General features: G+C 65.4%; 21 protein-coding genes. 10 read left to right on the plus strand and 11 right to left on the minus strand.

From position 1 onward, the window contains the following. The 6 genes from ACNFBT_RS16375 to gloB form a co-directional block, all read right to left on the minus strand. Positions 1-1,020, minus strand: a complete 1,020-nt coding sequence (locus ACNFBT_RS16375) for an ABC transporter permease (protein WP_416751045.1) — start codon at positions 1,018-1,020, stop codon at positions 1-3. Positions 1,021-1,024: 4 nt separating this feature from the next. After that, on the minus strand, positions 1,025-2,107 hold the full coding sequence (locus tag ACNFBT_RS16380; RefSeq protein ID WP_416751047.1) for a microcin C ABC transporter permease YejB: 1,083 nt from the start codon (positions 2,105-2,107) through the stop codon (positions 1,025-1,027). Beyond that, positions 2,107-3,972, minus strand: a complete 1,866-nt coding sequence (locus ACNFBT_RS16385) for an extracellular solute-binding protein (protein ID WP_416751049.1) — start codon at positions 3,970-3,972, stop codon at positions 2,107-2,109. The genes ACNFBT_RS16380 and ACNFBT_RS16385 overlap by 1 nt, the downstream gene beginning before the upstream one ends. Then, the gene (locus ACNFBT_RS16390) at positions 3,969-5,798 is read right to left on the minus strand and encodes an extracellular solute-binding protein (RefSeq protein WP_416751051.1); all 1,830 of its coding nucleotides are present in this window, start codon (positions 5,796-5,798) and stop codon (positions 3,969-3,971) included. Before ACNFBT_RS16390 ends, ACNFBT_RS16385 begins: the two co-directional genes overlap by 4 nt. Before the next feature lie 107 nt (positions 5,799-5,905). After that, the gene (locus tag ACNFBT_RS16395; protein WP_416751053.1) at positions 5,906-7,528 is read right to left on the minus strand and encodes a LysM peptidoglycan-binding domain-containing protein; all 1,623 of its coding nucleotides are present in this window, start codon (positions 7,526-7,528) and stop codon (positions 5,906-5,908) included. 79 nt (positions 7,529-7,607) lie between these two features. Beyond that, a complete protein-coding gene (gloB, locus tag ACNFBT_RS16400) occupies positions 7,608-8,387 on the minus strand; it encodes a hydroxyacylglutathione hydrolase (RefSeq protein ID WP_416751055.1) in 780 nt (259 codons plus the stop codon). An 86-nt stretch (positions 8,388-8,473) separates the two neighbouring features. Between gloB and ACNFBT_RS16405 the strand changes: the two genes are divergently transcribed. The 9 genes from ACNFBT_RS16405 (at position 8,474) to nudC (ending at position 20,559) form a co-directional block, all read left to right on the plus strand. Beyond that, a complete protein-coding gene (locus ACNFBT_RS16405; RefSeq protein WP_416751057.1) occupies positions 8,474-9,235 on the plus strand; it encodes a class I SAM-dependent methyltransferase in 762 nt (253 codons plus the stop codon). Between the two features lie 11 nt (positions 9,236-9,246). Then, complete coding sequence (rnhA, locus tag ACNFBT_RS16410) at positions 9,247-9,690, plus strand: ribonuclease HI (protein ID WP_192433647.1); 444 nt, start codon at positions 9,247-9,249, stop codon at positions 9,688-9,690. 70 nt (positions 9,691-9,760) lie between these two features. Further along, the gene (gene dnaQ, locus ACNFBT_RS16415; protein ID WP_416751059.1) at positions 9,761-10,498 is read left to right on the plus strand and encodes a DNA polymerase III subunit epsilon; all 738 of its coding nucleotides are present in this window, start codon (positions 9,761-9,763) and stop codon (positions 10,496-10,498) included. A 361-nt stretch (positions 10,499-10,859) separates the two neighbouring features. Next, complete coding sequence (locus tag ACNFBT_RS16420; protein WP_416751061.1) at positions 10,860-13,112, plus strand: Orn/Lys/Arg decarboxylase N-terminal domain-containing protein; 2,253 nt, start codon at positions 10,860-10,862, stop codon at positions 13,110-13,112. Between the two features lie 100 nt (positions 13,113-13,212). Beyond that, positions 13,213-15,399 (plus strand): putative bifunctional diguanylate cyclase/phosphodiesterase, encoded by a 2,187-nt coding sequence (locus ACNFBT_RS16425; protein ID WP_416751063.1) that lies wholly within the window; start codon positions 13,213-13,215, stop codon positions 15,397-15,399. Between the two features lie 216 nt (positions 15,400-15,615). Further along, on the plus strand, positions 15,616-16,959 hold the full coding sequence (locus ACNFBT_RS16430) for an amino acid permease (protein ID WP_416751065.1): 1,344 nt from the start codon (positions 15,616-15,618) through the stop codon (positions 16,957-16,959). Positions 16,960-17,194: 235 nt separating this feature from the next. Continuing rightward, positions 17,195-18,007, plus strand: a complete 813-nt coding sequence (locus ACNFBT_RS16435; protein WP_416751067.1) for a crotonase/enoyl-CoA hydratase family protein — start codon at positions 17,195-17,197, stop codon at positions 18,005-18,007. 42 nt (positions 18,008-18,049) lie between these two features. Beyond that, entirely contained in the window at positions 18,050-19,723 is a 1,674-nt protein-coding gene (locus tag ACNFBT_RS16440) for a ferrous iron transporter B (RefSeq protein WP_416751069.1), read from the plus strand. After that, positions 19,723-20,559: an NAD(+) diphosphatase gene (nudC, locus tag ACNFBT_RS16445; protein WP_416751071.1), complete on the plus strand. Its 837-nt coding sequence runs from the start codon at positions 19,723-19,725 to the stop codon at positions 20,557-20,559. Before ACNFBT_RS16440 ends, nudC begins: the two co-directional genes overlap by 1 nt. Positions 20,560-20,719: 160 nt before the next feature. On the opposite strand, the gene ACNFBT_RS16450 is transcribed toward nudC, so the two are convergent. Further along, complete coding sequence (locus ACNFBT_RS16450) at positions 20,720-21,499, minus strand: TSUP family transporter (protein WP_416751073.1); 780 nt, start codon at positions 21,497-21,499, stop codon at positions 20,720-20,722. A gap of 158 nt (positions 21,500-21,657) precedes the next feature. On the opposite strand from ACNFBT_RS16450, the gene ACNFBT_RS16455 reads away from it, so the two are divergent. Further along, positions 21,658-22,302 carry a hypothetical protein gene (locus tag ACNFBT_RS16455; RefSeq protein ID WP_416751074.1) on the plus strand — a complete coding sequence of 215 codons (645 nt, stop codon included), beginning with the start codon at positions 21,658-21,660 and terminating at the stop codon, positions 22,300-22,302. Between the two features lie 192 nt (positions 22,303-22,494). Here ACNFBT_RS16455 and ACNFBT_RS16460 read toward each other — a convergent pair whose 3' ends face one another. The 4 genes from ACNFBT_RS16460 to ACNFBT_RS16475 all read right to left on the minus strand — a co-directional run bounded on the left by ACNFBT_RS16460 (position 22,495) and on the right by ACNFBT_RS16475 (position 25,731). Then, on the minus strand, positions 22,495-23,262 hold the full coding sequence (locus tag ACNFBT_RS16460) for an SDR family oxidoreductase (protein WP_416751076.1): 768 nt from the start codon (positions 23,260-23,262) through the stop codon (positions 22,495-22,497). Between the two features lie 27 nt (positions 23,263-23,289). Further along, positions 23,290-24,357, minus strand: coding sequence for a phosphotransferase family protein (locus tag ACNFBT_RS16465; RefSeq protein ID WP_416751077.1), 1,068 nt, complete (start codon positions 24,355-24,357; stop codon positions 23,290-23,292). Between the two features lie 292 nt (positions 24,358-24,649). Then, positions 24,650-24,961, minus strand: a complete 312-nt coding sequence (locus tag ACNFBT_RS16470; protein ID WP_152222698.1) for an SCP2 sterol-binding domain-containing protein — start codon at positions 24,959-24,961, stop codon at positions 24,650-24,652. 59 nt (positions 24,962-25,020) lie between these two features. After that, entirely contained in the window at positions 25,021-25,731 is a 711-nt protein-coding gene (locus ACNFBT_RS16475; protein WP_416751081.1) for a histidine phosphatase family protein, read from the minus strand. Positions 25,732-25,916: the final 185 nt, after the last annotated feature.

Consider the following 25,916-nt stretch of genomic DNA (forward strand, 5'->3'; position numbering starts at 1 on the left):
TCACTTCCTCGGGTCGAAGGCATCACGGGCGGCTTCGCCGATGAACACCAGCAGGCTGAGCATTACCGCCAGCACCACGAAGGCGCTGATGCCGAGCCAGGGCGCTTGCAGGTTGGACTTGCCCTGGGCCACCAGCTCGCCCAGCGAGGGTGCGCCGGCGGGCAGGCCGAAGCCGAGGAAGTCCAGCGAGGTCAGGGTGCCGATGGCGCCGGTGAGAATGAACGGCATGAAGGTCAGGGTGGAGATCATTGCGTTGGGCAGGATGTGGCGGAACATGATCGCCCCGTTGCGCATCCCCAGCGCCCGCGCCGCGCGTACGTACTCCAGGTTGCGACCGCGGAGGAACTCGGCGCGCACCACGTCCACCAGGCTCATCCAGGAGAACAGCAGCATGATTCCCAGCAGCCACCAGAAGCCGGGCTGCACGAAGCTGGCGAGGATGATCAGCAGGTAGAGCACCGGCAGGCCCGACCAGATTTCCAGGAAGCGCTGGCCGAACAGGTCGATCCAGCCGCCGTAGAAGCCCTGCAGGGCACCCACGGTGACGCCGATGATCGAGCTGAGCACGGTGAGGGTGAGGGCGAAGAGTACCGAGATACGGAAGCCATAGATCACCCGCGCGAGCACGTCGCGCGCCTGGTCGTCGGTGCCCAGCCAGTTCTCGCCGGTGGGCGGGGAGGGGGCGGGGACGCGCAGGTCGTAGTTGATGGTGTCGTAGCTGTAGGCGATCGGCGGCCAGAGGATCCAGCCGTCCTTCTGCGCGATCTGCTCGCGCATGTAGGGGCTCTTGTAGTTCGCCTCCATGGGGAACTCGCCGCCGAAGGTGGTTTCCGGATAGCGCTTGACCACCGGGAAGTACCAGCTGCCGTCGTAGCGGATGGCCAGCGGCTTGTCGTTGGCGATCAGCTCGGCGCCCAGGCTTGCGATGAAGAGTACGAGGAACAGCCAGAGCGACCACCAGCCTCGCTTGTTGGCCTTGAAACGCGCCCAGCGGCGCTGGTTGATGGGAGAAAGGCGCATCGGATTACTCCCGGTTCTCGAAGTCGATGCGCGGATCGACCAGCGTATAGAGGACGTCGCTGACCAGCTTCATGATCAGGCCGAACAGGGTGAAGATGAACAGCGTGCCGAACACCACCGGGTAGTCGCGGTTCAGCGCGGCCTCGAAGCTGAGCAGGCCGAGGCCGTCGAGGGAGAAGATCACCTCGATCAGCAGCGCGCCGGTGAAGAAGATGCCCAGCAGCGCCGAGGGCAGGCCGGCGATGACCAGCAGCATGGCGTTGCGGAACACGTGGCCGTACAGCACGCGGCGCTCGGTAAGGCCCTTGGCGCGAGCGGTGACCACGTACTGCTTGCCGATCTCGTCGAGGAAGCTGTTCTTGGTCAGCAGGGTGATGGTGGCGAAGTTGCCGATCACCAGCGCGGTGATGGGCAACGCCAGGTGCCAGAAGTAGTCGCGGATCTTGCCGCCGACACTCAGCTCGTCGAAGTTGTTGGAGGTGAGCCCGCGCAAGGGGAACCAGTCCCAGTAGCTGCCGCCGGCGAACAGCACGACCAGCAGGATGGCGAAGAGGAAGGCGGGAATCGCATAGCCGATGATGATCGCCGAGCTGGTCCAGACGTCGAAGTGGCTGCCATGGCGCACTGCCTTGGCGATGCCCAGGGGGATCGACACCAGGTACATGATCAGCGTGCTCCACAGCCCGAGGGAGATGGAGACGGGCAGCTTCTCGACGATCAGGTCGGTGACCTTGGCATCGCGGAAGAAACTCTGGCCGAAGTCCAGGTGCACGTAGTTCTTGAGCATGATCCAGAAACGCTCGGGTGCCGGCTTGTCGAAGCCGTACATCTTCTCGATTTCCTTCACCAGCTCCGGGTCCAGGCCCTGGGCTCCGCGGTAGTGCGTGCCGGCGGCGGCGACTTCACCACCGCCGCCGGAGATGCGTCCGGTGGCGCCGCCGCTGGCGGCATCGAAGCCTTCCAGCTTGGCGATCATCTGCTCTACAGGGCCGCCGGGCGCGGCCTGGATGATGATGAAGTTGATCAGCAGGATGCCGAACAGGGTGGGGATGATCAGCAGCAGGCGCCGCAGGATGTAGGCGAGCATCAGTGCGCTTCCTCCGCCTGGGCGTCATTCGCCGGGGGCTGCGCGGCGGCGGTCGCTTCGGCCTTGGTTGGCACCGCCTGGTCGCGCGCTTGCCACCAGGTCATCAGCGCATAGCCATAGGGCGGCAGTTTTTCCGGGTGGGCGATGCGGTTCCAGTAGGCGATGCGCCAGGTGCCCAGGTACCAGTTGGGCACCACGTAGTGCCCCCAGAGCAGAGCGCGGTCGAGGGCGCGGGCGTGGCGTACCAGGCTCTCGCGGGAGTCGGCGTTGATCAGCTGGTCCACCAGGGCGTCGACGCCCGGATCGCGCAGGCCGATGAAGTTACGGCTGCCGGGCTTGTCGGCACTGCTGGAGTGCCAGAACTCACGTTGCTCGTTGCCTGGCGAGTTGGACTGCGGCCAACTGCTGACGATCATGTCGTAGTCCCGCGAGCGCAGGCGGTTGACGTATTGCGAGACGTCGACCCGGCGCAGCTGCATGTCGATACCCAGTTCGGCGAGATTGCGCTTGAACGGCAGCAGCACGCGCTCGAAATCGGCCTGGGCGAGCATGAACTCGAAGGTCAGCTGCTTGCCGTCGGGGCCGACCATTTTGTCGTTCTCGATCTTGTAGCCGGCGTCCAGCAGCAACTGATAGGCCTTGCGCTTCTGCTCGCGGATGATGCCGCTGCCGTCGCTGGTGGGCGGCACGTAGACCTGGGTGAAGACCTCCGGCGGTAGCTTGTCGCGCAGCGGTTCGAGAATCTTCAGTTCCTCGGCGTCGGGCAGTTGATGCGCGGCCATCTCGGAGTTCTCGAAGTAGCTTCCGTCGCGCAGGTAGGATCCGAAGAAGAGTTGCTTGTTGGTCCACTCGAAGTCGAACAGTTGGGTGATCGCTTCGCGCACGCGCGCGTCCTGGAACACCGGACGGCGCAGGTTGAAGGCATAGCCCTGCATGCCCCAGGGATTGCCATTGACCGGTTCTTCGCGAACGATGCGGCCGTCGCGCACTGCTGGGGAGTCGTAGGCGGTGGCCCAGTTCTTGGCGATGCGCTCGTCGTTGAAGTCGAACTGCCCGGCCTTGAACGCCTCCAGGGCGACCGTGAGGTCGCGGTAGGAGTCCACCACCACCGCGTCGAAGTTGTTGAAGCCGCGGTTCACCGCCAGTTTGTCGCCCCACCAGTCTTTCACCCGCTCGTAGCGGATCGAGCGCCCGGCGTCGACCTTGGCGATGCGGTACGGGCCACTGCCCAGCGGCGGTTCCATGCCGGTCTTGTTGAAGTCACGGCTGGCCCACCAGTGCTTGGGCAGGATCGAGAGCTGGCCGAGGATCAGCGGCAGCTCACGGTTGTTGCCGTGCTTGAAGTCGAAGCGCACGCGCAGCTTGTCTTCGGCCACCACCTTGTCGACGTCCGCGTAGTAGTTGCGGTACATCGGGTCGCCGTCCTTCATCAGGGTCTCGAAGGTGAATACAACGTCCTCGGCGGTGACCGGCGTGCCGTCCTGGAATTTCGCCTCGGGGCGCAGGTAGTAGCGCACGAAGCGATGCTCCGGATCCTTCTCGATCTTCTCGGCGAGCAGTCCGTATTCGGTGAAGGGCTCGTCGAGGGAGTGGAAGGTGAGGGTGTCGTAGATCAGGTTGATCTGCGGCGCGGAGTTGCCCTTGGCGATGAAGGGATTGAGGCTGTCGAACCCGCCGAAGTCGGAGAGGCGCAGTGTGCCGCCCTTGGGCGCGTCCGGATTGACGAAGTCGAAGTGCTTGAAGTCCGCCGGGTACTTCGGCGCTTCGTCGTAGAGGGTGATGGCGTGCTGCGGCGCGGCCTGCGCATTGCCCAGCAGTCCCAGCAACAGGCCGGCGAACAGCGCGGCGCGGCGGGGGCTCTTCATAGGGTGTTCTCCTGGTTTTTCTGCCACCAGGCTCGCAGGCCCAGGGTATAGGGCGGCGTGGTGACGAAGGCGAAGCGGTTGCGGTACGCCAGTCGATGCTTGTTCAGGTACCAATTGGGAATGCTGTAGTGCTGCCAGAGCAGCACCCGGTCCAGGGCGCGGGCGGCGGCTTCCTGCTGGTCGCGGTCGGTGGCGCCGAGGAGTTTGTCGAGCATCGCGTCCACCACGGGGTTGGCGATGCCCGCATAGTTCTTGCTGCCCTTCACCGCCACCTGGCTGGAATGGAAGTACTGCCATTGTTCGAGGCCGGGGCTCAGGGTCTGGGGCAGGGTCATCAGAATCATGTCGTAGTCGAACTGGTCCAGACGCTGTTTGTACTGGGCGCGGTCCACGGTGCGCAAGCGTGCATCGATACCAATGCTGGCGAGATTCTCACGGTACGGCTGGAGTATCCGTTCCAGGCTGGGGTTGACCAGCAGGATTTCGAAGCGCAGTTGTTTGCCGTTGGCATCCAGAAGGCGGTCGCCGGAGAGTTTCCAGCCGGCGTCGGCCAATAGACCCAATGCGTGGCGCAGGGTTTCCCGGGGAATGCCGTGGCCCTGGGTGACCGGTACGGTGAAGGGGCGGGTGAACAGCTCCTCGGGCAGCTGCTTGCGGTAAGGGGAGAGCAGCAGCCACTCCTGACCCTGGGGGATGCCGGTGGCGGCGAAGGTGCTGTTGGGGTAGTAACTGCTGGCGCGCATGTAGGCATCGTTGAACAACGCGCGGTTGGTCCATTCGAAGTCGAACATCATGCCGAGGGCTTCGCGCAGGCGGCTGTCGGCGAAGGTCGGCCGGCGCGTGTTCATGAGCAGCGCCTGGGTCTGGGTGGGAATCTGGTGCGGAATTTCCGCGCGAACCACGTCGCCCCGGCGCATCGCCGGGAAGTGATAGGCATTGCGCCAGTTCTTCGCCTGGTGCTCGATGTAGAAATCGAATTCGCCGGCCTTGAAGGCTTCGAAGGCGATACCGGCATCGCGGTAGAACTCCACCTCGACCCGATCGAAGTTGTACTTGCCGCGATTCACCGGCAGGTCCGCGCCCCACCAGTCTTTCACCCGTTCGAACACCAGGCGCCGCCCCGGGGTGACTTCGCTGATTCGATAGGGGCCGCTGCCCAGCGGTGGTTCGAAGGTGGTGGCCCGGAAGTCGCGGCCCTTCCAGTAATGCTGCGGCAGTACCGGCATTTCGCCCAGGCGCAGGATCAGCAGCGGGTTGTCGTGGCGCTTGAAGACGAAGCGGATGCGCTGGGCCGAGAGGATGTCGACCCGCTGCACTTCCTGCAGCGCGGTGCGGTACATCGGATGCCCGTGCTTGAGCAGGGTGCGATAGGAGAACGCCACGTCGTAGGCGGTGATAGGTTTGCCGTCGTGGAAGCGCGCCTGCGGACGCAGGTTGAATACCACCCAGCTGCGGTCTTCGGCGTATTCCACGCTGGCGGCGATCAGGCCGTAGCTGGAGGCGGGCTCGTCACCCGATGGGTCATAGAGGCCGGTGCCGACCATCAGCGGCTCGTTCAGCTCGCTGACGCCGTACTGCAGGAAGTCGGCGGTGCTGATCGGCGGGCTGCCCTTGAGGGTGTAGGGGTTGAGGGTGTCGAAGCTGCCCATGCCCATCAGGCGCAGGGTGCCGCCCTTGGGGGCCATGGGGTTGACCCAGTCGAAATGGTCGAAGTTGGCGGGGTACTTCAGGTCGCCGAACTGTGCGTAGCCGTGGCTTTCAGTGATCTGGGCTGAAGCGGGCAGACTGAGCAGCAGGCCGAGGAGCAGGAGGGGCAGGCGACGCATCGGGCGTAGGGTCCGATCCTTGGCAGGCGAGCGCCATACAGTACCAGCTTGTCCGTGCCGCCAGAAGCCGCGCGCCGGGACATTTGCGTCGCGGCGCGTGACGATGGTCAGCGGCTGGCGGTGTCGAGGTACAGCGTCAGGGTCTGGCCCGGCTTCAGGGCCTTGCCACTGCGCGGGTTCCAGCGCTTGATGTGCTGCATTTCGACGTTGAAGCGTTTGGCGATCAGCTGCATTGAATCGCCCTGTTTGACCTTGTAGTAAGTCACCTTTTCCTTGGACTTGTCGTTCGAAGCGACCTGCTGGGCCGTGCTGCTTGCACCGCCTTGCAGCTTGAGCGTCTGGCCCGGCTTGACGCCGTGGCTGTCCAGGTTGTTCCAACGCTTGATGTCGGCGACGTCGACGTCGTTCTTCTTGGCGATCTGCCAGAGGGTATCGCCATTCTTCACGGTATAGGTGCGGGTTTGGCCGCGAGTGGACGTGCGCTCGACCTGTGCCAACTGACGCGGGCTCTCCGGCTCGACCACCGGGCGGCCCGGCTGGCCTGGGATGACCAGAACCTGACCATTGCGCAGGCGGTTGGCGCCCAGGCGGTTGGCGGACTTCAGCTCGGCGACGGTCAGGCGGTAGCGCTGGGCGATGCTGTGCAGGCTGTCGCCTTTGCGCACGCGGTACTGCTGCAGCCCTTTGCTGGACGTCTGCGCGGAGGCGACCGAGGTGTAGGCGCTGATCGGCTGCGGCGTCAGCGTGTCGATGCCGGCCTTCAGGGTGTCGGCCTTGTCCTTTGGCACCAGCAGGTGGTGCGGGCCGTCGAGGGTCACCTTGCGCTTGAAGGCGGGGTTGAGCTGGTACAGCTCGTCCTCGTCGAGGTCGGCGAGCGCCGCGACGCGCGACAGATCGAGGCCCGGCTTGATACGAATTGAGGTGAAGTAGGGCTCGTTGGCGATCGGGTTGAGGTTGATGCCGTAGATGGTCGGCGCGTTCACCAGTTGCGACAGTGCCAGCAACTTGGGCACGTAGTCCTGGGTTTCCTGCGGCAGCGGCAGGTTCCAGTAGTCGGTCGGCAGGCCGAGGCGCTCGTTGCGCTCGATGGCCCGGCTGACGGTGCCTTCGCCGGCGTTGTAGGCGGCCAGCGCGAGTAGCCAGTCGCCGTTGAACATGTCGTGCAGGCGGGTCAGGTAGGTCAGCGCGGCGTTGGTCGACGCCTGAATGTCGCGGCGACCGTCATAGAAGTTGGTCTGGCGCAGGTTGAAATGGGTGCCGGTGCTCGGGATGAACTGCCACAGGCCGACGGCCTGGGCGCGGGACACCGCCATCGGGTTGTAGGAGCTTTCGATGACCGGCAGCAGGGCCAGTTCCAGCGGCATGTCGCGCTCTTCCAGGCGCTCGACGACATAGTGCATGTAGGGGCTGCCGCGCTCGCTGGCGTTTTCCAGGAACGACGGGTTGCTCATGAACCACAGGCGCTGGCGCTCGATACGCGGGTTGGTGTCGATCTGGTCCTGCAACTGGAATCCGACACGCATGCGCTCCCAGATATCGTTCTGGGCGTCCGACCAGGCCGGCTTGAACTTCACGTCGACGGCGCGGGCGGCATTGCGGGACTGGCTGTCGGGGGCGACGTGCTGGGTCGACTGACAGCCGGCCAGGCCCGCGGCGAGCAGCACCACGGAGACTCGAATGGAACGAGCCAATGCGTCTAGATCGAAGGTCTTGCTGGTCTTTGGCGGCATTGGCTGATGACTGTGTCCGGGGCAAAAATTTCGGGGATTCTAGGAACCACGGCTGCCCTGGTCAAGATTTCGCCACCTGTCAGAACTGGTCCTTCCAGCGGCGAATGGCCGCAAAGACCCCGTCCGGCGTGCGGATTTCCTGGCCATTCCGCTCGTCGGCGATTTTCTTAACGGATGTTTCCGACACTCGAAGGAAAGGATTCGTCGCCCGTTCCAAGGCAATGGAGGAGGGCAGGCTGATCTTCCCCTGCTCGCGCCAGCGGCTGACTTCTTCGAAGCGTGCGCGGACCTCGGGATTTTCCGGTTCCACCGCGCAGGCGAAGCGCAGGTTGCTCAGGGTGTATTCGTGGGTGCAATAGACCTGGGTCTGGCCCGGCAGTGCAGCCAGACGGCTCAGCGAGGCGTGCATTTGCGCCGGTGTACCTTCGAAAAGGCGGCCGCAGCCTGCGGCGAACAGGGTATCGCCGCAGAACAGCAGCGGCGGCTCGTGGTCCTGGTTGAAGTAGGCGATATGCCCGAGGGTGTGGCCGGGAACGTGGATGACCTCGAAGCCGAGGCCGAGCACCTCGACGCGGTCGCCGTCTTCCAGTGCCTCATCGCGTGCAGGGATCTTCTCGCCGGCCGGACCGAGCACGCGGGCGCCGGTTTCGGCCTTGAGCTGGGCAACGCCGCCGACATGGTCGGCGTGGTGGTGGGTGACCAGGATGTCGGTCAGGGTCCAGCCGGGGTGTGCGTCCAGCCAGGCCAGCACCGGGCCGGCATCGCCCGGGTCGACCACCGCGCACTGACGGCGGGTTACATCCTGCAACAGCCAGAGGTAGTTGTCGGAAAAGGCGGGTAGCGCGTCTATCTGTATCATGGCCGGAAAGTCGCTAAGTAATGGGCATTGGCGCATAGTAGTGCGGATACGCACTTTTGTGTCGCGCGCTCCCACAGGGGGTAGTGATGATCGAACCCGAACCCTTCGCCCAGGCCGACGCCGACTGGCTGGAGCTCATCGCCCAGGCGCGTGACTGGCTGGCCGGTCCGGTCGGCGGCATGATGCTCGCCGAAGAGCAGCAGCTGCTGACCGACGAGCTGGAACGCTACTTCGGTGGTTACCTGGTGCATTACGGTCCGCATGCCGAGTTGCCGGCCAGCACCGGCAACATCCAGCGTGGCGTGCGCCTGGGGCCGCCGTTGCCGGGCGTGGAGATCGCCTGCGACGAGGCGGCCTGGCCACTGGGTGAGCACGCCGCCGACGTGGTGCTGTTGCAGCACGGACTGGATTTTTGCCTGTCGCCTCACCGGTTATTGCGCGAAGCCGCGCGCAGCGTGCGGCCGGGCGGGCACCTGCTGGTGGTCGGGGTCAATCCGTGGAGCGCCTGGGGCATCCGCCATTACTTCGCCCGCGATGCCTTGCGCCGTGCCCGCTGCATCTCGCCGACGCGGGTCTGCGACTGGCTCAACCTGCTGGGATTCGCGCTGGAGAAACGCCGCTACGGGTGTTATCGTCCGCCGCTTGCATCGGCGAAATGGCAGGCCCGCCTGGCCCGCATGGAGACCTGGGGCCCGGTCCTGCAGGGCTCTGGCGCCGGCTTCTACCTATTGGTGGCGCGCAAGCTGGTGGTCGGCCTGCGCCCCCTGCGCCAACCCCGCCGCGAGCCGCGCGGGCAACTGGTGCCGCTGCCGGTGGCCAAGGTCAGCCGCCGAGATTCCGAGTCCTGAACACGAGCGATATGAGCGAAGAGAAAGTTGAGATCTATACCGACGGCGCCTGCAAGGGCAACCCGGGCCCGGGAGGCTGGGGCGCCGTGCTGTTCTACAAGGGCGCCGAGCGCGAACTGTGGGGCGGCGAGCCGGAAACCACCAACAACCGCATGGAACTGATGGCCGCCATCATGGCCCTGGCAGCGCTCAAGCGGCATTGCGACGTGCGCATCGTCACCGACTCGCAGTACGTGATGCAGGGCATCACCGAGTGGATGGTCAACTGGAAGAAGCGCGGCTGGAAGACCGCCGCCAAGCAACCGGTGAAGAACGCCGACCTGTGGCAGGCGCTGGACGAGCAGGTGAACCGGCATAATGTCGAATGGCGCTGGGTGCGCGGCCACACCGGCCACCCCGGCAACGAGCGCGCCGACATGCTCGCCAACCGCGGTGTGAGCGAGCTGCCGCGCTAAGCGCCAGGTATCAAGATCAAGGTCGCCCGGAGCGTTTCGGGCAGTCCCCGCAAAAAAGGTTTCACACAGAATGCGCAGCGTCGTACTCGATACTGAAACGACCGGTATGCCGGTCACCGACGGCCACCGGATCATCGAGATCGGTTGCGTCGAACTCGAAGGCCGCCGCCTCACCGGCCGGCACTTCCACGTCTACCTGCAGCCCGACCGCGAGATCGACGAAGGCGCCATCGCGGTCCACGGCATCACCAACGAATACGTCAAGGACATGCCGCGCTTCCGCGAGGTGGCCAACGACTTCTTCGAGTTCATCAACGGCGCGCAGCTGATCATCCATAACGCGGCGTTCGACGTTGGCTTCATCAACAACGAGTTCGCCCTGATCGGGCAGACCGAGCGCGCCGAAGTCAGCGACTACTGTTCGATCCTCGACACCCTGCTGATGGCCCGCGAGCGCCATCCTGGCCAGCGCAACAACCTCGACGCCCTGTGCAAGCGCTATGGCGTCGACAACTCCGGCCGTGACCTGCACGGCGCACTGCTCGACGCCGAAATCCTTGCCGACGTCTACCTGGCGATGACCGGTGGCCAGACCAGCCTGTCGCTAGCTGGCAACGGTGCAGAGGGGGATGGCAGCGGTCGGGCGACGGCCACTGCGATCCGTCGTCTGGCGGCCGAGCGTGGGCTGACCCGGGTGATCCGCGCCACCGATGCGGAGATCGAGGCGCATGTCGCGCGCCTGGCGGTGATCGAGAAGTCCGCCGGTGCTCCGCCGCTGTGGGTGCAGATGGAAGCGCCGAAGGAGTGATCCTTCGCGCTGCATCAGAAAGGGCCCCTGATAGGGGCCTTTTTCGTTTTTGCGGGCTAATCATTGGCGCGGCGGTGCGGTCAACGTAGGGCGTATAACGCTCCGCGTTATACGCCGTTTAACCTTGGCCCCAAGGCGCTCCGAGCTCAAGCCCGGAGCCGCCGATGAGGCATGGTGAATCGGCGTACAACCGCGAGCGGTTGTACGCCCAACGGATGCGGAGGCCCACAGCCCCGTTCCAGACCTGTCGGCAACGCGACGTTTTATTACAGCCGTCAGCCGAGCGCATTCCCCTACATTTCGTGAGTCCATACTCTAGTAAGGATCGACGCCAGCAGAGCGTCCGCCTCAGGGGCTCACAATGTACAAAGACCTCAAGTTCCCCATCCTCATCGTTCACCGCGACATCAAGGCCGACACCGTGGCCGGCGACCGCGTCCGCGACATCGCCCGCGAGCTGGAGCAGGACGGCTTCAGCATTCTTTCCACTGCCAGCTCCGCCGAGGGGCGCATCGTCGCGTCGACCCACCACGGGCTGGCCTGCATCCTGGTCGCCGCCGAGGGGGCGGGGGAGAACCAGCGCTTGCTGCAGGATGTGGTGGAACTGATCCGCATGGCGCGGGTGCGGGCGCCGCAGCTGCCGATCTTCGCCCTCGGCGAGCAGATGACCATCGAGAACGCGCCGGCCGAGTCCATGGCCGACCTGCACCAACTGCGCGGCATCCTCTACCTGTTCGAAGACACCGTGCCCTTCCTCGCCCGCCAGGTCAGCCGCGCCGCGCGCAAGTACCTGGAAGGCCTGCTGCCACCGTTCTTCCGCGCCCTGGTGGAGCACACCGCGCAGTCCAACTATTCCTGGCACACGCCCGGCCACGGCGGTGGAGTGGCCTATCGCAAGAGCCCGGTGGGGCAGGCGTTCCATCAGTTCTTCGGGGAGAACACCCTGCGCTCGGACCTCTCGGTGTCGGTGCCGGAGCTGGGCTCGCTGCTCGACCACACCGGTCCATTGGCCGAGGCCGAAGCCCGCGCGGCGCGCAATTTCGGCGCCGATCACACCTTCTTCGTGATCAACGGCACCTCGACGGCGAACAAGATCGTCTGGCACTCCATGGTTTGCCGCGACGACCTGGTGCTGGTGGACCGCAACTGCCACAAGTCGATCCTGCACGCGATCATCATGACCGGCGCGATTCCGCTCTATCTCATGCCGGAGCGCAATGAACTGGGCATCATCGGGCCGATTCCGCTGTCGGAGTTCAGCCGCGAGTCGATTGCCGCGAAGATCGCCGCCAGCCCGCTGGCGCAGGGGCGCGAACCCAAGGTCCGGCTGGCGGTGGTGACCAACTCCACCTACGACGGCCTCTGCTACAACGCCGAGATGATCAAGCAGGCGCTGGGGGATAGCGTCGAGGTGCTGCATTTCGACGAAGCCTGGTACGCCTATGCGGCCTTCCACGACTTCTACGATGGGCGTTACGGCATGGGCACGAGCCGCCAGGACAGCGGCCCGCTGGTGTTCACCACCCATTCCACCCACAAGATGCTCGCCGCCTTCAGCCAGGCCTCGATGATCCATGTGCAGGACGGCGGCGCCCGGCGCTTCGACCGGGCGCGCTTCAACGAAGCCTTCATGATGCACATCTCCACCTCGCCGCAGTACGGCATCATCGCCTCGCTGGACGTGGCCTCGGCGATGATGGAAGGCCCGGCGGGGAGCTCGCTGATCCAGGAAACCTTCGACGAGGCGCTGAGCTTCCGCCGCGCCCTGGCCAACGTGCGGCAGAACCTCGCCGAGGACGACTGGTGGTTCTGCGTCTGGCAGCCGCCGGGCGTGGAGGGCACCGACGAGGTGAAGACCCGCGACTGGGTGCTGGAGCCCAATGCCGACTGGCATGGCTTCGGCGATGCGGTCGAGGATTACGTGCTGCTCGACCCGATCAAGGTCACCCTGGCCACGCCCGGCCTCACCGCTGGCGGGCGGCTGGACGCACGGGGCATTCCCGCCGCAGTGGTCAGCCGCTTCCTCTGGGAGCGCGGGCTGGTGGTGGAGAAGACCGGCCTGTACTCCTTCCTGGTGCTGTTCTCCATGGGCGTGACCAAGGGCAAATGGAGCACCCTGGTGACCGAGCTGCTGGAGTTCAAACGCAGCTATGACGCCAACGAGCCGCTGGCCACGGCGCTGCCGAGCGTTGCCCAGGCGGGCGGCGGACGTTACGCCGGCATGGGGCTGCGCGATCTGTGCGACGAGCTGCATTGCTGCTACCGCGACCACGCTACCGCCAAGGCGATGAAGCGCATGTACACCGTGCTGCCGGAAATCGCCATGCGTCCGGCGCACGCCTACGCGCAACTGGTGCGCGGGGAGGTGGAGGCGGTGCCTATCGACCAGTTGGAGGGGCGCATCGCGGCGGTGATGCTGGTGCCTTATCCACCGGGCATCCCGCTGATCATGCCGGGTGAGCGATTCACCGAATCCACACGCTCTATCCTCGACTACCTGGCCTTTGCGCAGAGTTTCGAGCGCAACTTCCCGGGGTTCGATTCGGACGTGCATGGCCTGCAGGTCCACGAGGTGAACGGCGAGCGGCGCTACACGGTGGAGTGCTGCAAGTGAAAGGCGGGCCCTGACGCGCCGGGCCCGCTGTTTTTCCAAAGACCTACTATTCTTGTCGGGATCGGTACAGGGAGAAACGAGGAAAAAGGGAGGTTTCCCCATGCGCTGCCCCTCGACATTGCCGCACGAAAGCGAGCGACTGAGCGCGCTTTCCGACTACGGCTTCGACGATGAAGCCTTGGTCCCCAGCCTGGACCCGGTGGTGCAGATCGCTGTGCGCATGTTCGGCATGCCGGTGGCTGCTGTGAACATGATTGGCAGCGATCACGTGTTCTTTGCCGCGGCCACGGGCATCGGCGAGGTGGACATGGGCCGCGACGTGTCCTTCTGCGCCCACGCCATCACCCAGAACGAGGTGATGGTGGTGCCCGACGCCCGCCGCGACGAGCGTTTCCACGACAACCCGCTGGTGACCCAGCCTTCCGGCGTACGCTTCTACGCGGGGGTGCCGCTGCTGTCAGTGGAAGGCCACCCGCTGGGCGCCTTGTGCATCATCGACAACCAGCCCCATGAGGACTTCTCCGTCGACGACCGGGAGCGCCTGCGCGAACTGGCGCGCATGGCCGCCGATCGCCTGGAGCTGCGCCGCATCGAAGTGATGTCGGCGCGCACCCGGCCGCTGTTCGAGGAGTACGCCGGCAGTTCGCCCACGCCGGTCGTCTGGTTCGACGGCTGGGGCGAGATCGTGGCCTGGAACGAGGCGGCCGCCAACCTCTACGGCTATGCGCTGGATGAAGGGGCGGGGCAGGCATTCGAGCTGCTGCTGCCGGAGCGCGGTCGCGCCGCGTTCCGCAGCCTGGTCAACCGCGCGATCGACGCCACTTCGCTGGACGGCATGGAGGTGCCGGCGGAGATCACCGGCGTGCGCCGGGACGGCACCGAGCTGGCCCTGGGGCTGACGCTGTTCTGCTGGACGGAGAAGGGCAAGCTCAAGTTCGAGGCGGTGCTCAAGGACCTGACCGCGCTGCATCAGGAAGAGGAGGCGCTGCGCCAGCTGGCCAGCGTCGACGTGCTCACCGGCCTGGCCAACCGCGGCCGTTTCTACCGGGTCACCGAAGACCTCCTGGTGCAGTCGCGTCCGGCGACGGTGCTGATGATCGACCTGGACGGCTTCAAGGACGTCAACGACTCGCTGGGGCACGCGGTGGGTGACGGCATCCTGCGTGAGGTCGCCGCGCGACTGGGTCGCCTGGTCAGCGCCGACGCCACGGTGGCACGCATCGGCGGCGACGAGTTCGCCATTCTCGAACCGAACCTGATCTCGCCCGAGCAGGCCATGCGCCTGGCCCAGGCCGCCATCGCCCGTATCGCCGAGCCCATCGTCATCGATGCCCACGAGGTGCGGGTGGCCGCCAGCTGCGGTGTGGCCCTGGCGCCGCTGCACGCCCAGGAGGCGCTGGAGCTGGTCGGCAACGCGGACCTGGCGCTGTTCAAGGCCAAGAGCAGCGGCCGTGCCCACGCCTTCGTCTTCGTTCCGGCGCTGAAGATGGAAGCGGCGGCGCGGCATCTGTACGGCATGGAATTGCACCGCGCCGTGGCCAACGGCGAATTCCTGCTGTACTACCAGCCCCAGGTGAGCCTGCGGGACGGTTCCCTGTGCGGGGCGGAAGCACTGATCCGCTGGCAGCATCCGCAGCGCGGGTTGCTGTCCCCGGCGGCCTTCCTGCCGTCGCTGGAAGGCGGGCCGCTGGCAGCCATAGTCGGAGCCTGGATTCTCGACGAGGCCTGCGCCCAGGTTGCCTACTGGCGGCGCAACGGCATGCCGCACATGCGCATGGGGGTGAACCTGTTCGGCGCGCAATTCCGCATGGGCAACCTGGTCGCCCAGGTGCTCGACGTACTGGAGCGTCACGGCCTGCCGGCCGACGCGCTGGAGCTGGAGATCACCGAGAACATCGTGCTCAACCATGACGACGTGGTGCTCAACACCCTGCGCACGCTGCGCAGCTACGGTGTGGGGATCGCCTTCGACGATTTCGGCACAGGCTACGCCTCGCTGAGCCTGCTCAAGACCTACCCGCTGAGCCGGATCAAGATCGACCGCTCCTTCGTGATCGGCATGCTGGAGTCCCGGCAGGATCTGTCGGTGATCCGCGCGATCCTCGACATGGCCCGCAGCTTCGACCTGGAGACCATCGCCGAAGGCATCGAGACCTCGGCCCAGCGGGATCGCCTGCGCGCCGAGCACTGCGCGGAGGGGCAGGGCTACCTGTTCGCCAAGCCGATGCCTGCCAACCTGTTCGAACAGGCCTTCGGGATTCTTGGCCAGCAGTACGACTCCGCCTGAGCGACCTGAGGTGAATTTTCGCCCTGCGAATTGATCTCGCGCGGGGAAATCGCTCGAAGCCTGCATATTCACGGCGGAAACTGTTTCCTCCTTCGCCTTGTGCTGTCTACCCTGTAGGGCAGATCGGAATATCGAGTCAGAATCCGGGGTCGTCGCCACGAACGGCGCGGCAGCCTGGAAGCGATGGAACAAGGCCGCAGACTTTAAGGAGTGCAGATGGCGGGAGCGAACAAGGGCAGCATGGGGTTCTGGAGCTGCACCGCGCTGGTGGTGGGCAACATGGTCGGCTCGGGGGTGTTCCTGCTGCCGTCGAGCCTGGCGGCGTACGGTGGGCTCAGCCTGTTCGGCTGGCTGGTGTCGACTACGGGGGCGGTGCTGCTGGCCTTCACCTTCGCCCGGCTGGCCCGCCTGAACCCCGGTGCCGGCGGTCCCTATGCCTATACCCGCGACGGTTTCGGCAGCTTCGCCGGCTACCTGTGCGCCTGGACCTACTGGAAAGCCGCCTGGATCGGCAACGCGGCCATCGCCGTCACGCTGGTGGGCTACCTGCGGGTGTTCATTCCGGTGCTGGCCGACCCGTTGCTGATGGTCGTCACGGCCATCGGCGCCATCTGGCTCTGCACCCTGATCAACCTGCGCGGGATCACGGCGTTCGCCGTGGTGCAGAACCTGCTCACCGCGCTCAAGCTGATCCCGCTGCTGTTGGTGGGGATCCTCGGCTGGTTCCACTTCAACCCCGACTACCTGACCATCCCCGCGGCCAGCGAGCTGCCGAACATGGGCTACGCCCAGGCCATCGCCACCACGGCGGCGCTGACGCTCTGGTCGTTCATCGGCCTGGAGTCGGCCACGGTGCCGGCGGATGACGTGCGCGACCCGAAGAAGACCATTCCCCGCGCCACGCTGTTCGGCACGCTGGCGGCAGCGGCGGTGTACATCCTCTCGATCACGGCCGTGCAGGGGCTGATGCCACCCGAAGTGCTGGCGAAGTCCACCTCGCCGTTCGCCGATGCCGCGCGCATCCTGCTGGGCGACTGGGGCTACTACCTGGTGGCTGGCGGTGCGGTGATCGCCTGCCTGGGTGCACTCAACGGCTGGGTACTGCTGCAAGGGCAGATTCCGGTGGCGCCGGCCCGCGACGGCCTGTTCCCGGAGTCCCTCGGCAAGCTCAACAAGAACGGCGCCCCGGCCAACGGCCTGCTGGCCTCGGGCCTGCTGGTCACCGCGCTGGTGATGGTCGACGGCCACGGCGAACTGGTGGAGGTGTTCAACGTCATCATCCTGCTCGGCACCATGACCGGCGTCGTGCCCTATGCCTTCTGCACCGCGGCGCTGCTGCAGCTGCTGGCGGTGAAGCCGGACTCCTTCTCGCCGCGCTCGCGCCCGCAGGTGCTGGCGATCGGTTGCCTGGGCTTCCTCTACTCGTTGTGGGCGCTCTACGGCACCGGCGAGCAGGCGATCTTCTGGGGCTTCCTGGTGTTCATGGCCGGTATCCCGATGTACACCTGGCGGCAATACCGCAACCGCGCCCAGGGGCTGCCGCTGGTGGCGGGCGACTGAGCAGTCGCTTTCGGCACGATCCCGTCAGATCAAGCACTTGATGGCGGAATTGCAAGCCAACTCGAGCCCGATGCCGTGGCCTGTGTCACAGACCACGGCATCGACTTTTGGTCTTGCCTTGTTATAGTGACGCGATTTCCGACATCTGTTTCCGACACTTACAAGAACCGTTGGTCCGGGCTCTAGCGGCGGCCAGCCGCCCCGGACGTGAAGCAGGGCATCTCGAGGACATCCCGTGACCGAGTACAAAGCATTCCGCGTCGAACTGGCGGACAAGATCGCCCATGTGCAGATCAACCGCCCGGAAAAACTCAATGCCATGAACGCCGACTTCTGGAAGGAAATCATCGATATCTTCCAGTGGGCCGACGAAACGGATGAAGTCCGCGTGGTGGTTCTCAGCGGCGCCGGCAAACACTTCTCCGCCGGTATCGACCTCGCCCTGCTGGCCCAGGCCGGCAGCCGACTGGGCAAGGACGTGGGCCGCAACGCCCGCGCGCTGCGCAAGACCATCCTCGAACTGCAAGGCTCGTTCAACGCCGTGGACAAGTGCAGCAAGCCGGTGCTCGCCGCGATCCAGGGCTACTGCATCGGCGGCGGCATCGACCTGATCTCGGCCTGCGACATGCGCTACTGCAGCAGCGATGCGCAGTTCTCCATCAAGGAAATCGACATGGGCATGGCCGCCGATGTCGGCACTCTGCAGCGTCTGCCGCGCCTGATCGGTGACGGCATCATGCGCGAACTGGCCTACACCGGGCGCAACGCAGACGCCGATGAGGCCCGCCAGATCGGTCTGGTCAACAAGGTCTACACCGACCACTCCGCGCTGATGGACGGGGTGATGGAGATCGCCCGGCAGATCGCGGCCAAGTCGCCGATCGCCATTCGCGGTACCAAGGAAATGATCGGTTACGCCCGCGACCACCGCGTCGAGGACGGCCTGGAATACATCGCCACCTGGAACGCCGCCATGCTGCAGTCCGCCGACCTGCAGACCGCCATGATGGCGCACATGAGCAAGAAGAACCCCGAGTTCGCCGATTGATGTCCATCCACTCTTCTTGCGCGCAGGAGGCGCACTAGGCCGATGGTTACCGGAGCCACGTCCCTCAGTCTGGTTCGCGACGAGTTGTTCACCACGATGGAGGAGGCCGAGCAGAATCTCGAGCACTTCATCGCCGAGCGTCAGAACGGCAACCTGCTGCAGCACTCGGTCGAGTGCCTCAGCCAGATTCGCGGCACCCTCAATCTGATCGAACTGGCCGGCGCCGAGCTGCTGGCCCAGGAAGCGCTGAACCTCGCCACCGACATTCCCGCCGGGGTCAGCGAGGACCGTGACGGCCAGCTGGCGGCGCTGGGCAACGCGCTGTACGTGCTGCGCCGTTACCTGGAAAACCTCGAGGCGCACCGTCAGGAAATCCCCGAGCTGCTGCTGCCGGCGATCAACGACGTGCGCCAGGCCGCCGGCCAGCCGACGTTGCCGGAGAGCTTCTTCTTCAGTGCGCGACTCGACCTGCCGCGCCCCCTGCGTGCCGTCACCGCGCCGCAGGTGGATGACCCGGAGCGCGAGGTTCGCCGGTTGCGGCAGATGTACCAGGTCGGCCTGCTCGGGCTGATCCGCGAACAGAATCTCTACCCCAGCCTGAAGCTGATGAGCCGCGCCCTGGCCAGGCTCGACCTGCTGCTGGGCAGCGCCTCGCGCACCCGCCTGTGCTGGGTCGGCGCCGGCGCGCTGGAGGCACTGGTGGACGCGCAGATGCTGCCGCGCAAGACGCGCAAGCAGGTCTTCGCCCGCCTGGACCGTGAGCTCAAGCAACTGATCGGCAATCCGCAGTACGAAACGCCGCGTCAGATGCTCAAGGAACTGCTCTATCTCACCGCGCTGGCCGACACCCACGGGCCGCGTGCGAGCGAGCTGCGCCAGGTGTTCGGCCTGGCGCCGCTGCCGTTCACCGATCACCTGCTGGAGGATGAATCGCAGCGCCTGTCCGGCCCCGGCCAGTCGGTGATGCGTTCGCTGTCGGTGGCGATCCGCGAGGAACTCACTGCGGTCAAGGACCAGCTCGACCTGATCGAGCGCGGCGCCTCCCAGGCCGATGCGCTGGGCATCCTGCAAACCCAACTGGGCAAGCTGGCCAAGACCCTGGGCATGGTCGGCCTGAACTCGGCGTCCATCGCCCTGCAGCACCAGCACACGGTGGTGGCGGGGTGGGTGGCCAAGGGGGGCACCGATGATGCGGGCGCCCTCAATGCGCTGGCTGACACCTTGCTCTATGTCGAGAGCATGGTGGGCAACCTTGAGCGCGGCGAGCGTCCGAGTGCGCGCACGGTGCCGCTGGGCGAGGAGGAGTCCTTCGCCGTGCACCAGCTGGCCGAGGCCCGTATCGTGGTGATCGACGAGGCCCAGGCGGGCCTGGCGCTGGCCAAGCGGGCGATCACCGCCTACCTCGAATCCAATGGCGACAAGCTGCACCTGGCCAACGTGCCCATCAGCCTGCAGGCGGTGCGAGGCGGCCTCTGGTTCCTCGGCCAGGAGCGCGCGGCGCTGCTGGTCGGCGCCTGTGGCGACTATATTCAACGGCAGATGATCGAGACGACGCAGATGCCGTCCGAGCAGATGCTGGAAACCCTGGCCGATGCACTGACCGGCCTTGAGTATTACCTGGAGGGTGGGGCCATGATGCGGCCTGAAGGGCAACCCGATGTACTGGACGTCGCCAGCGAGAGCGTCAAGGCGCTCGGCCTGACGGTGGCCGCCTGATGCGTACCGGACGCTGGGAATCATCGCTGTTCGAGGTGGCGGCGCACGGTGGCTGGGCGGTTGCCCACTGCCAGCAGCAGTTCCTCGGTGACAGCAATGGGGTGCTGTTCCCCCGTGACTGGCTGAAGCGTCAGGACCTGTCGGTACTGTCCGAGCATGCCATCGGCCAGTTCGATGGCGAACCGGTGTACCTGCTGGAAATCGACCGCCCCGACCCGCTGGAAGGTGCCAGCTGGATTGGCCTGCGCCAGTTCATGCTGGAAGGCGAGGACGATATCTTCGCCATGCTCGGCTTCGCCAGCCAAATCGGCATCTGGTGGCGGCAGAACCGCTTCTGCGGCAACTGCGGGCAGCCCAACCAGCGCATGCCCCGCGATCGCGCCATGCAGTGCGAGCCCTGCGGCATCCAGCGTTACCCGCTGTTGTCGCCGAGCATGATCGTGCTGGTGACCCGTGGCGACGAACTGCTGTTGGCGCGTTCGCCGCGCTTCGTGCCCGGCGTGTACAGCACCCTGGCCGGCTTCGTCGAGCCCGGCGAGTCGGTCGAGCATTGCGTTGCCCGCGAGGTGCGCGAAGAGGTCGGGGTGGAAGTCACCAATATCCGCTACATCGGCAGCCAGCCCTGGCCGTTCCCCCATTCGCTGATGTTCGGCTACCACGCCGAGTACGTCAGCGGTGAGATCGTCATGCAGCCGGACGAAATCGAGGACGCGCGCTGGTTCCATATCGACGACTTGCCGCGTCTGCCCGCCGGGCGCTCCATCGCCCGCTACCTGATCGAGCTGTACCTGGCGCGCCGCGCCGGCCGGCCCGATCCCATCCTGTCCGGCGCCTGAGAACCTGTTTCCGATCCGCTGCGCGTCGGCCGTAGGGCGTTGGAATGCGCCCTCAGATGCTCATTTACAGAGCGTAAACTCCGCTCTCCGGGCGCCTTCCGCCTACTACGGCGCTAGCTCGCAGGATCGGTAAACAGTTTCTGAGGTTTCAGGCGCCGCCTCACGCCGCGTTGAACCAGTGCTGCCAGGCCAGGCGCACGGTCAATGCCAGCACCACCAGGATGAACACCGGGCGGATGAACTTGGCGCCGCCGCCGATCGCCGTGCGCGCGCCGAAGTAGGCGCCGATCATCAGGGCGCTGCCCATGCACAGGCCCATCACCCAGATCACCTGGCCGGAGGCGATGAACACCGCCAGGGCGAGGACGTTGCTGACGAAGTTCATGCTGCGCGCCACGCCACTGGCGCGCACCAGGTCCAGCGGGTACATCAGCAGGGTGCTGACGGTCCAGAAGGCGCCAGTGCCGGGGCCGGCGACGCCGTCGTAGAAGCCCAGGCCGAGGCCCTGCGGCCACTGGCGACCCTGGGCGATCTTCGGGTCGGCGTCCAGCGGAGCCTCCGGGGTCTTGCCGAACAACAGGTACAGGCCACAGCCGAACACCACCACCGGCAGCATGCGGTTCAGCCATTCCGCCGGCATCAGGTGGGCGGCCCAGGCACCCAGCGCGGCGCCGATTGCGGTGCCGATGATGCCGTTGCGCCACTGGCGCGGGTGGAACAGCTTGCGCCGGTAGAAGGTGTAGCTGGCGACGGCGGCGCCGAAGGTCGAACTCAGCTTGTTGGTGCCCAGCGCCAGGTGCGGCGGTACTCCGGCGGTGAGCAGGGCGGGGATGGTCAGCAGGCCACCGCCGCCGGCGATGGCGTCGATGAAGCCGGCGAGGAAGGCGACGCCGGCGAGGATGACGAGGGTAGTGGGGTCTACGACGAGTTCGAAGGGCATGGGGTCGGCCTTGATCGGGGGCCCGTCGCGCCACTCCCTTGTAAGGAATGGGGCGGCAGGGAAACGTTAACGGGCCCGAAAGCTGCGACGGTCTGGCTGGCCGCGCAGGTACGCGGTGCGCATAATGCCGGCAATTCTACGTGTAAGGAAATCCTTCGATGCAGTACGACGGTCTGGCCTGGGTCATTGCCTTCGTGGCCTTGCTGGCCCTGCTGGTGGCGGCTCGCATTCTGTTCGACCGTCACTGGTTTCTCGGCTGGCTGCGCGGCATGGCGGGCCTCGCGTTCATCGCGCTCGCCGCTCTGGTAGGGCTGGTGGCCTGGGACCTGCGCAGCTACGACCCGCTGCCGCAGGAGCGTCCATTGGCCACCCTGAGCTTCAAGCAGTTGAGCCCACAGCGTTTCGAAGTCACGGTGCTGGAAGGGGATCAGGAGCGCCGCGTGGAGCTGGCCGGCGATCTCTGGCAGCTGGATGCGCGGGTGCTGGAGTGGAAGGGGCTGGCGCGGCTGATCGGCCTGGCGTCGGGGTATCGCCTGCAGGATCTAAGTGGTCGCTTCCTGGCAGTCGAGCAGCAGGCGCAGGGGCGCAAGGTATCGCTGGTTGCGGACGCGTTCGGTATCGATCTCTGGCGCTGGCTGCGAGACGGCCAGCATGACCTGCTGACCTTCGTGCCGAGAGCAGGGCGGGTGAACTATCTGCCAATGGCCGACCAGGCGGTGTTCGCCGTGCGCTACGGGCCGGGCGGGCTGACCGCCGAGGCGATGAACCCGGCGGCGAACCAGGCGTTGAAGGATTGGCAGTAGGGCGTACAACCGTTCGCGTTTGCATGCCGGCCAGCCGGTCCCTGTAGGAGCGAGCTTGCTCGCGAACTTCGCTTCACGCCGAGGCCTGACGGTGCAATGCGTTCGCGAGCAAGCTCGCTCCTACGAAAAGCCCTAACGCCTGCAATGAAAAAGGGAGCCAACCGGCTCCCTTTTTCAATTCGGTGGCCAGCCTCAGGCGAGGAAACCACCGTCCACGTTCAGCGTTACACCAGTGGTGTAGCTGGACGCATCGCTGGCGAGGTACAGCACGGCGCCGGCCATTTCGCTCGGGTCGGCCACCCGCTTGAGCGGGATGCGCTGCAGGGCGATGTTGCGGATGGAGTCGTTGCTGACCAGCGCCGAGGCGAACTTGGTGTCGGTCAGGCCCGGCAGCAGGGCGTTGCAGCGGATGCCGAACTGCGCGCATTCCTTGGCGAAGACCTTGGTCATGCTGATCACTGCGGCCTTGGTCACCGAGTAGATGCCCTGGAACTCGCCCGGGGTGACACCGTTGACCGAGGCGACGTTGATGATGCTGCCGCCGCCGTTGGCCTTCATCAGCTTGCCGCCTTCGATGGACATGAAGTAGTAGCCGCGGATGTTCACGTCGACGGTCTTCTGGAAGGCCGACAGGTCGGTGTCCAGCACATTGCAGAACTGCGGGTTGGTGGCGGCGTTGTTGACCAGGATGTCGAGGCGGCCGAACTGCTCGCGGATCTGCGCGAAGACGGACTGGATCTGCTCCATCTCGCCGATGTGGCAGGCGATGGCGGTGGCCTTACCGCCGGCGGCGATGATTTCGTCGGCCACAGCCTGGCAGCCGTCGATCTTGCGGCTGGAGACGATCACGTGGGCGCCCTGTTGGGCCAGCAGCTTGGCGATGGCCTCGCCGATGCCGCGGCTGGCCCCGGAGACGAAGGCGATCTTGCCGTCGAGGTCGAACAGTTGGGTCTTGGACATTCAGGTTCTCCTAGTGCTAGGGCGCCCTTACAGGCGGGACTTGCCGATGACCTGCAGGCTCACCTGCTCCAGCAGTTTGTTGGCGTGGATGAAGGTGGCGAAGCGCTTGTCCTGGGTCTGGCCGTGGAAGAAGCGGTAGTAGATCTGCTGCATGATGCCGGCCAGGCGGAACAGGCCGTAGGTGTAGTAGTAATCGAGGTTGTCGATCTGGATGCCGGCGCGCTCGGCGTAGTAGTCGGCGAACTGCTGACGGGTCAGCATGCCCGGCTCGTGGCTGGGCTGGCGGCGCAGCATCTGCAGCGGCTGCGGATCGTCGGCCTGGATCCAGTAGGCGAGGGTGTTGCCCAGGTCCATCAGCGGGTCACCGATGGTGGTCATCTCCCAGTCGAGCACGCCGATGATCTGCATCGGGTTGTTCGGGTCGAGGATGACGTTGTCGAAGCGGTAATCGTTGTGGACGATGCCCGGCTTGTGGTGGTCGGCCGGCATCTTCTCGCGCAGCCACACCTTCACCTGTTCCCAGGCCGGTGCGTCGGGGGTCAGTGACTTCTCGTAGCGATCGATCCAGCCGCCGATCTGGCGCTGCACGTAGCCCTCGGGCTTGCCCAGGTCACCCAGGCCGCAGGCGTTGTAGTCGACGTTGTGCAGGTCGACGAACTTGTCGATGAAGCTCTTGCACAGGGTGGTGGTCTGCTGCGCGTCGAGGTTCAGTTCCTTGGGCAGGTCGCTGCGCAGGATGATGCCGTTGACCCGCTCCATGACGTAGAACTCGGCGCCGATAACCGATTCGTCGGTGCAGTAGGCGTACGCCTTGGGGCAGTAGGGGAAACCGTCCTTGAGCTGGTTGAGGATGCGGTACTCGCGGCCCATGTCGTGGGCCGACTTGGCCTTCTTGCCGAAGGGCGGACGACGCAGGACCAGCTCCTGGTTGTCGTACTGGATCAGGTAGGTCAGGTTCGATGCGCCGCCGGGGAACTGGCTGATGCGCGGCGTACCCTGCAGGCCCGGGATGTGGTCCTTGAGGTAGCCGTCGATGACGGCGGCATCGAGTTCTTCGCCTTCGCGGGAGCGGATGGTCTGGTCAGTCAACGACATGCTGGTCCCTTCTTCTACTGGTCTTCCCCGCGGGGCCCAAGGCACCGCGCGAGGTGGCGCGCAAGCCGGCGTCGTGTTCCATCTGGATCAGACAGAGCAATGATGGCGCCGGGTGATCATTGGCTAATCTAATGTCCGACCCTGGCCGTCACAAGCACGCGAAGCCGTTATTGGCGTCGGTGTTGCACCCCGATCAGGCTGCCTGATCAGCGGGTTGCGACAGGGTGCGGGCATAAAAAAAACCGGAGTCATGGACTCCGGTTTTTCGTGCGGCTTGGCAGGTCGTCTCGGATCAGACCGGGAACAGTTCGCCCAGCTTCATCGCCAGCATCATGTCGCCTTCGGCGCGCAGCTTGCCGGCCATGAAGGCCTGCATGCCGTCGGTTTCGCCGCTGGTGATGCCCTTGAGGGTTTCGCTGTCCATGATCAGGGTGACGTTGGGGTTCTCGGCATCGCCCTGTACCACTTCGCAGGTACCGTCCTTGACCACCAGGTAGTGGTTGTCACCGTCTTCGATGTTGAACTGGAACACCAGGTCGAGGCCTGCGGCCGCGCTGGCGTTGAACTTGCTCTTCATGGTGGAAACGATGTCAGCAACGCTCATGGTTCTATTCCTTTTCTAGGTTTTCTCGCGCGACGGTCGAGGTCGCAATGGGCCGGTACTCAGCGATAGGTGATGAGTTCCGGCGCCTTCAACAATTCCAGATGCACGTGACTGTTGAAGGAAGCCAGGGCCACTTCGCTGCCGCGGAACTTCAGGCGGTTGAGCGAAGTGTTGACGATCTGCCAGTTGAGTTCGAAGGCGTTCAGCGGCGGGATGCCGGTCACCAGCTGGAGCATCGCGGTGATGGTGCCGCCGGAGGTGAAGACGCCGATGCTGTCCTTGCCGCTGGCCGACTCCAGCAGGCGCTTGAGGCCGCCGTGCACGGTGTCGAGGAACTCGGCCCAGCTCACCAGGCCGTCCTTGTCGTGCTCACCGGAGACCCAGCGGGCGATCACGGTGGAGAACAGGCGTTGGAACTCGGCGCGGTGGTCGGCGGCGTTGCGCATGATGTGCAGCGCCTGCGGCTCGATTTCCAGCAGGTCCGGCAGGTGCGCGCGGATCACCGCGTCGGCTTCGAATTCGTTGAAAGCAGGGTCGATTTCCAGCGCGGGGGTGGCGATGCCGGCATCGTTCAACCGGCCCATCACCGCTTCGGCGGTATGGCGCTGGCGGCGCAGGTCGCCACTGACGCAGCGGTTGAAGTGCAGACCCAGGTGAGCCAGGTGCTCGCCGAGGACTTCTGCCTGGCGTACGCCGATGGGCGAGAGCACGTCGTAGTCGTCGGCGCCGAATGAAGCCTGGCCATGTCGAATCAGGTAGATGCTTCCCACGCGCAGTATCTCGGCAGGGCTGAAAGTTCCGGCGAGGTTATGAGGATCACCTGGGGCTGTCAACGAAAAAACATACGCTTGTTTGAATGCCATTCGCTGGACTGATGCAGCGGTTTGCCAGCGCTGGTGGCGGGCCGGCGGCGTGGGTATGCTTGCGGGATTCACTGCGCTTGTCACGCGTGCGC

The sequence above is a fragment of the Pseudomonas sp. NY15181 genome (assembly GCF_048068055.1).
GTDB lineage: Bacteria > Pseudomonadota > Gammaproteobacteria > Pseudomonadales > Pseudomonadaceae > Pseudomonas.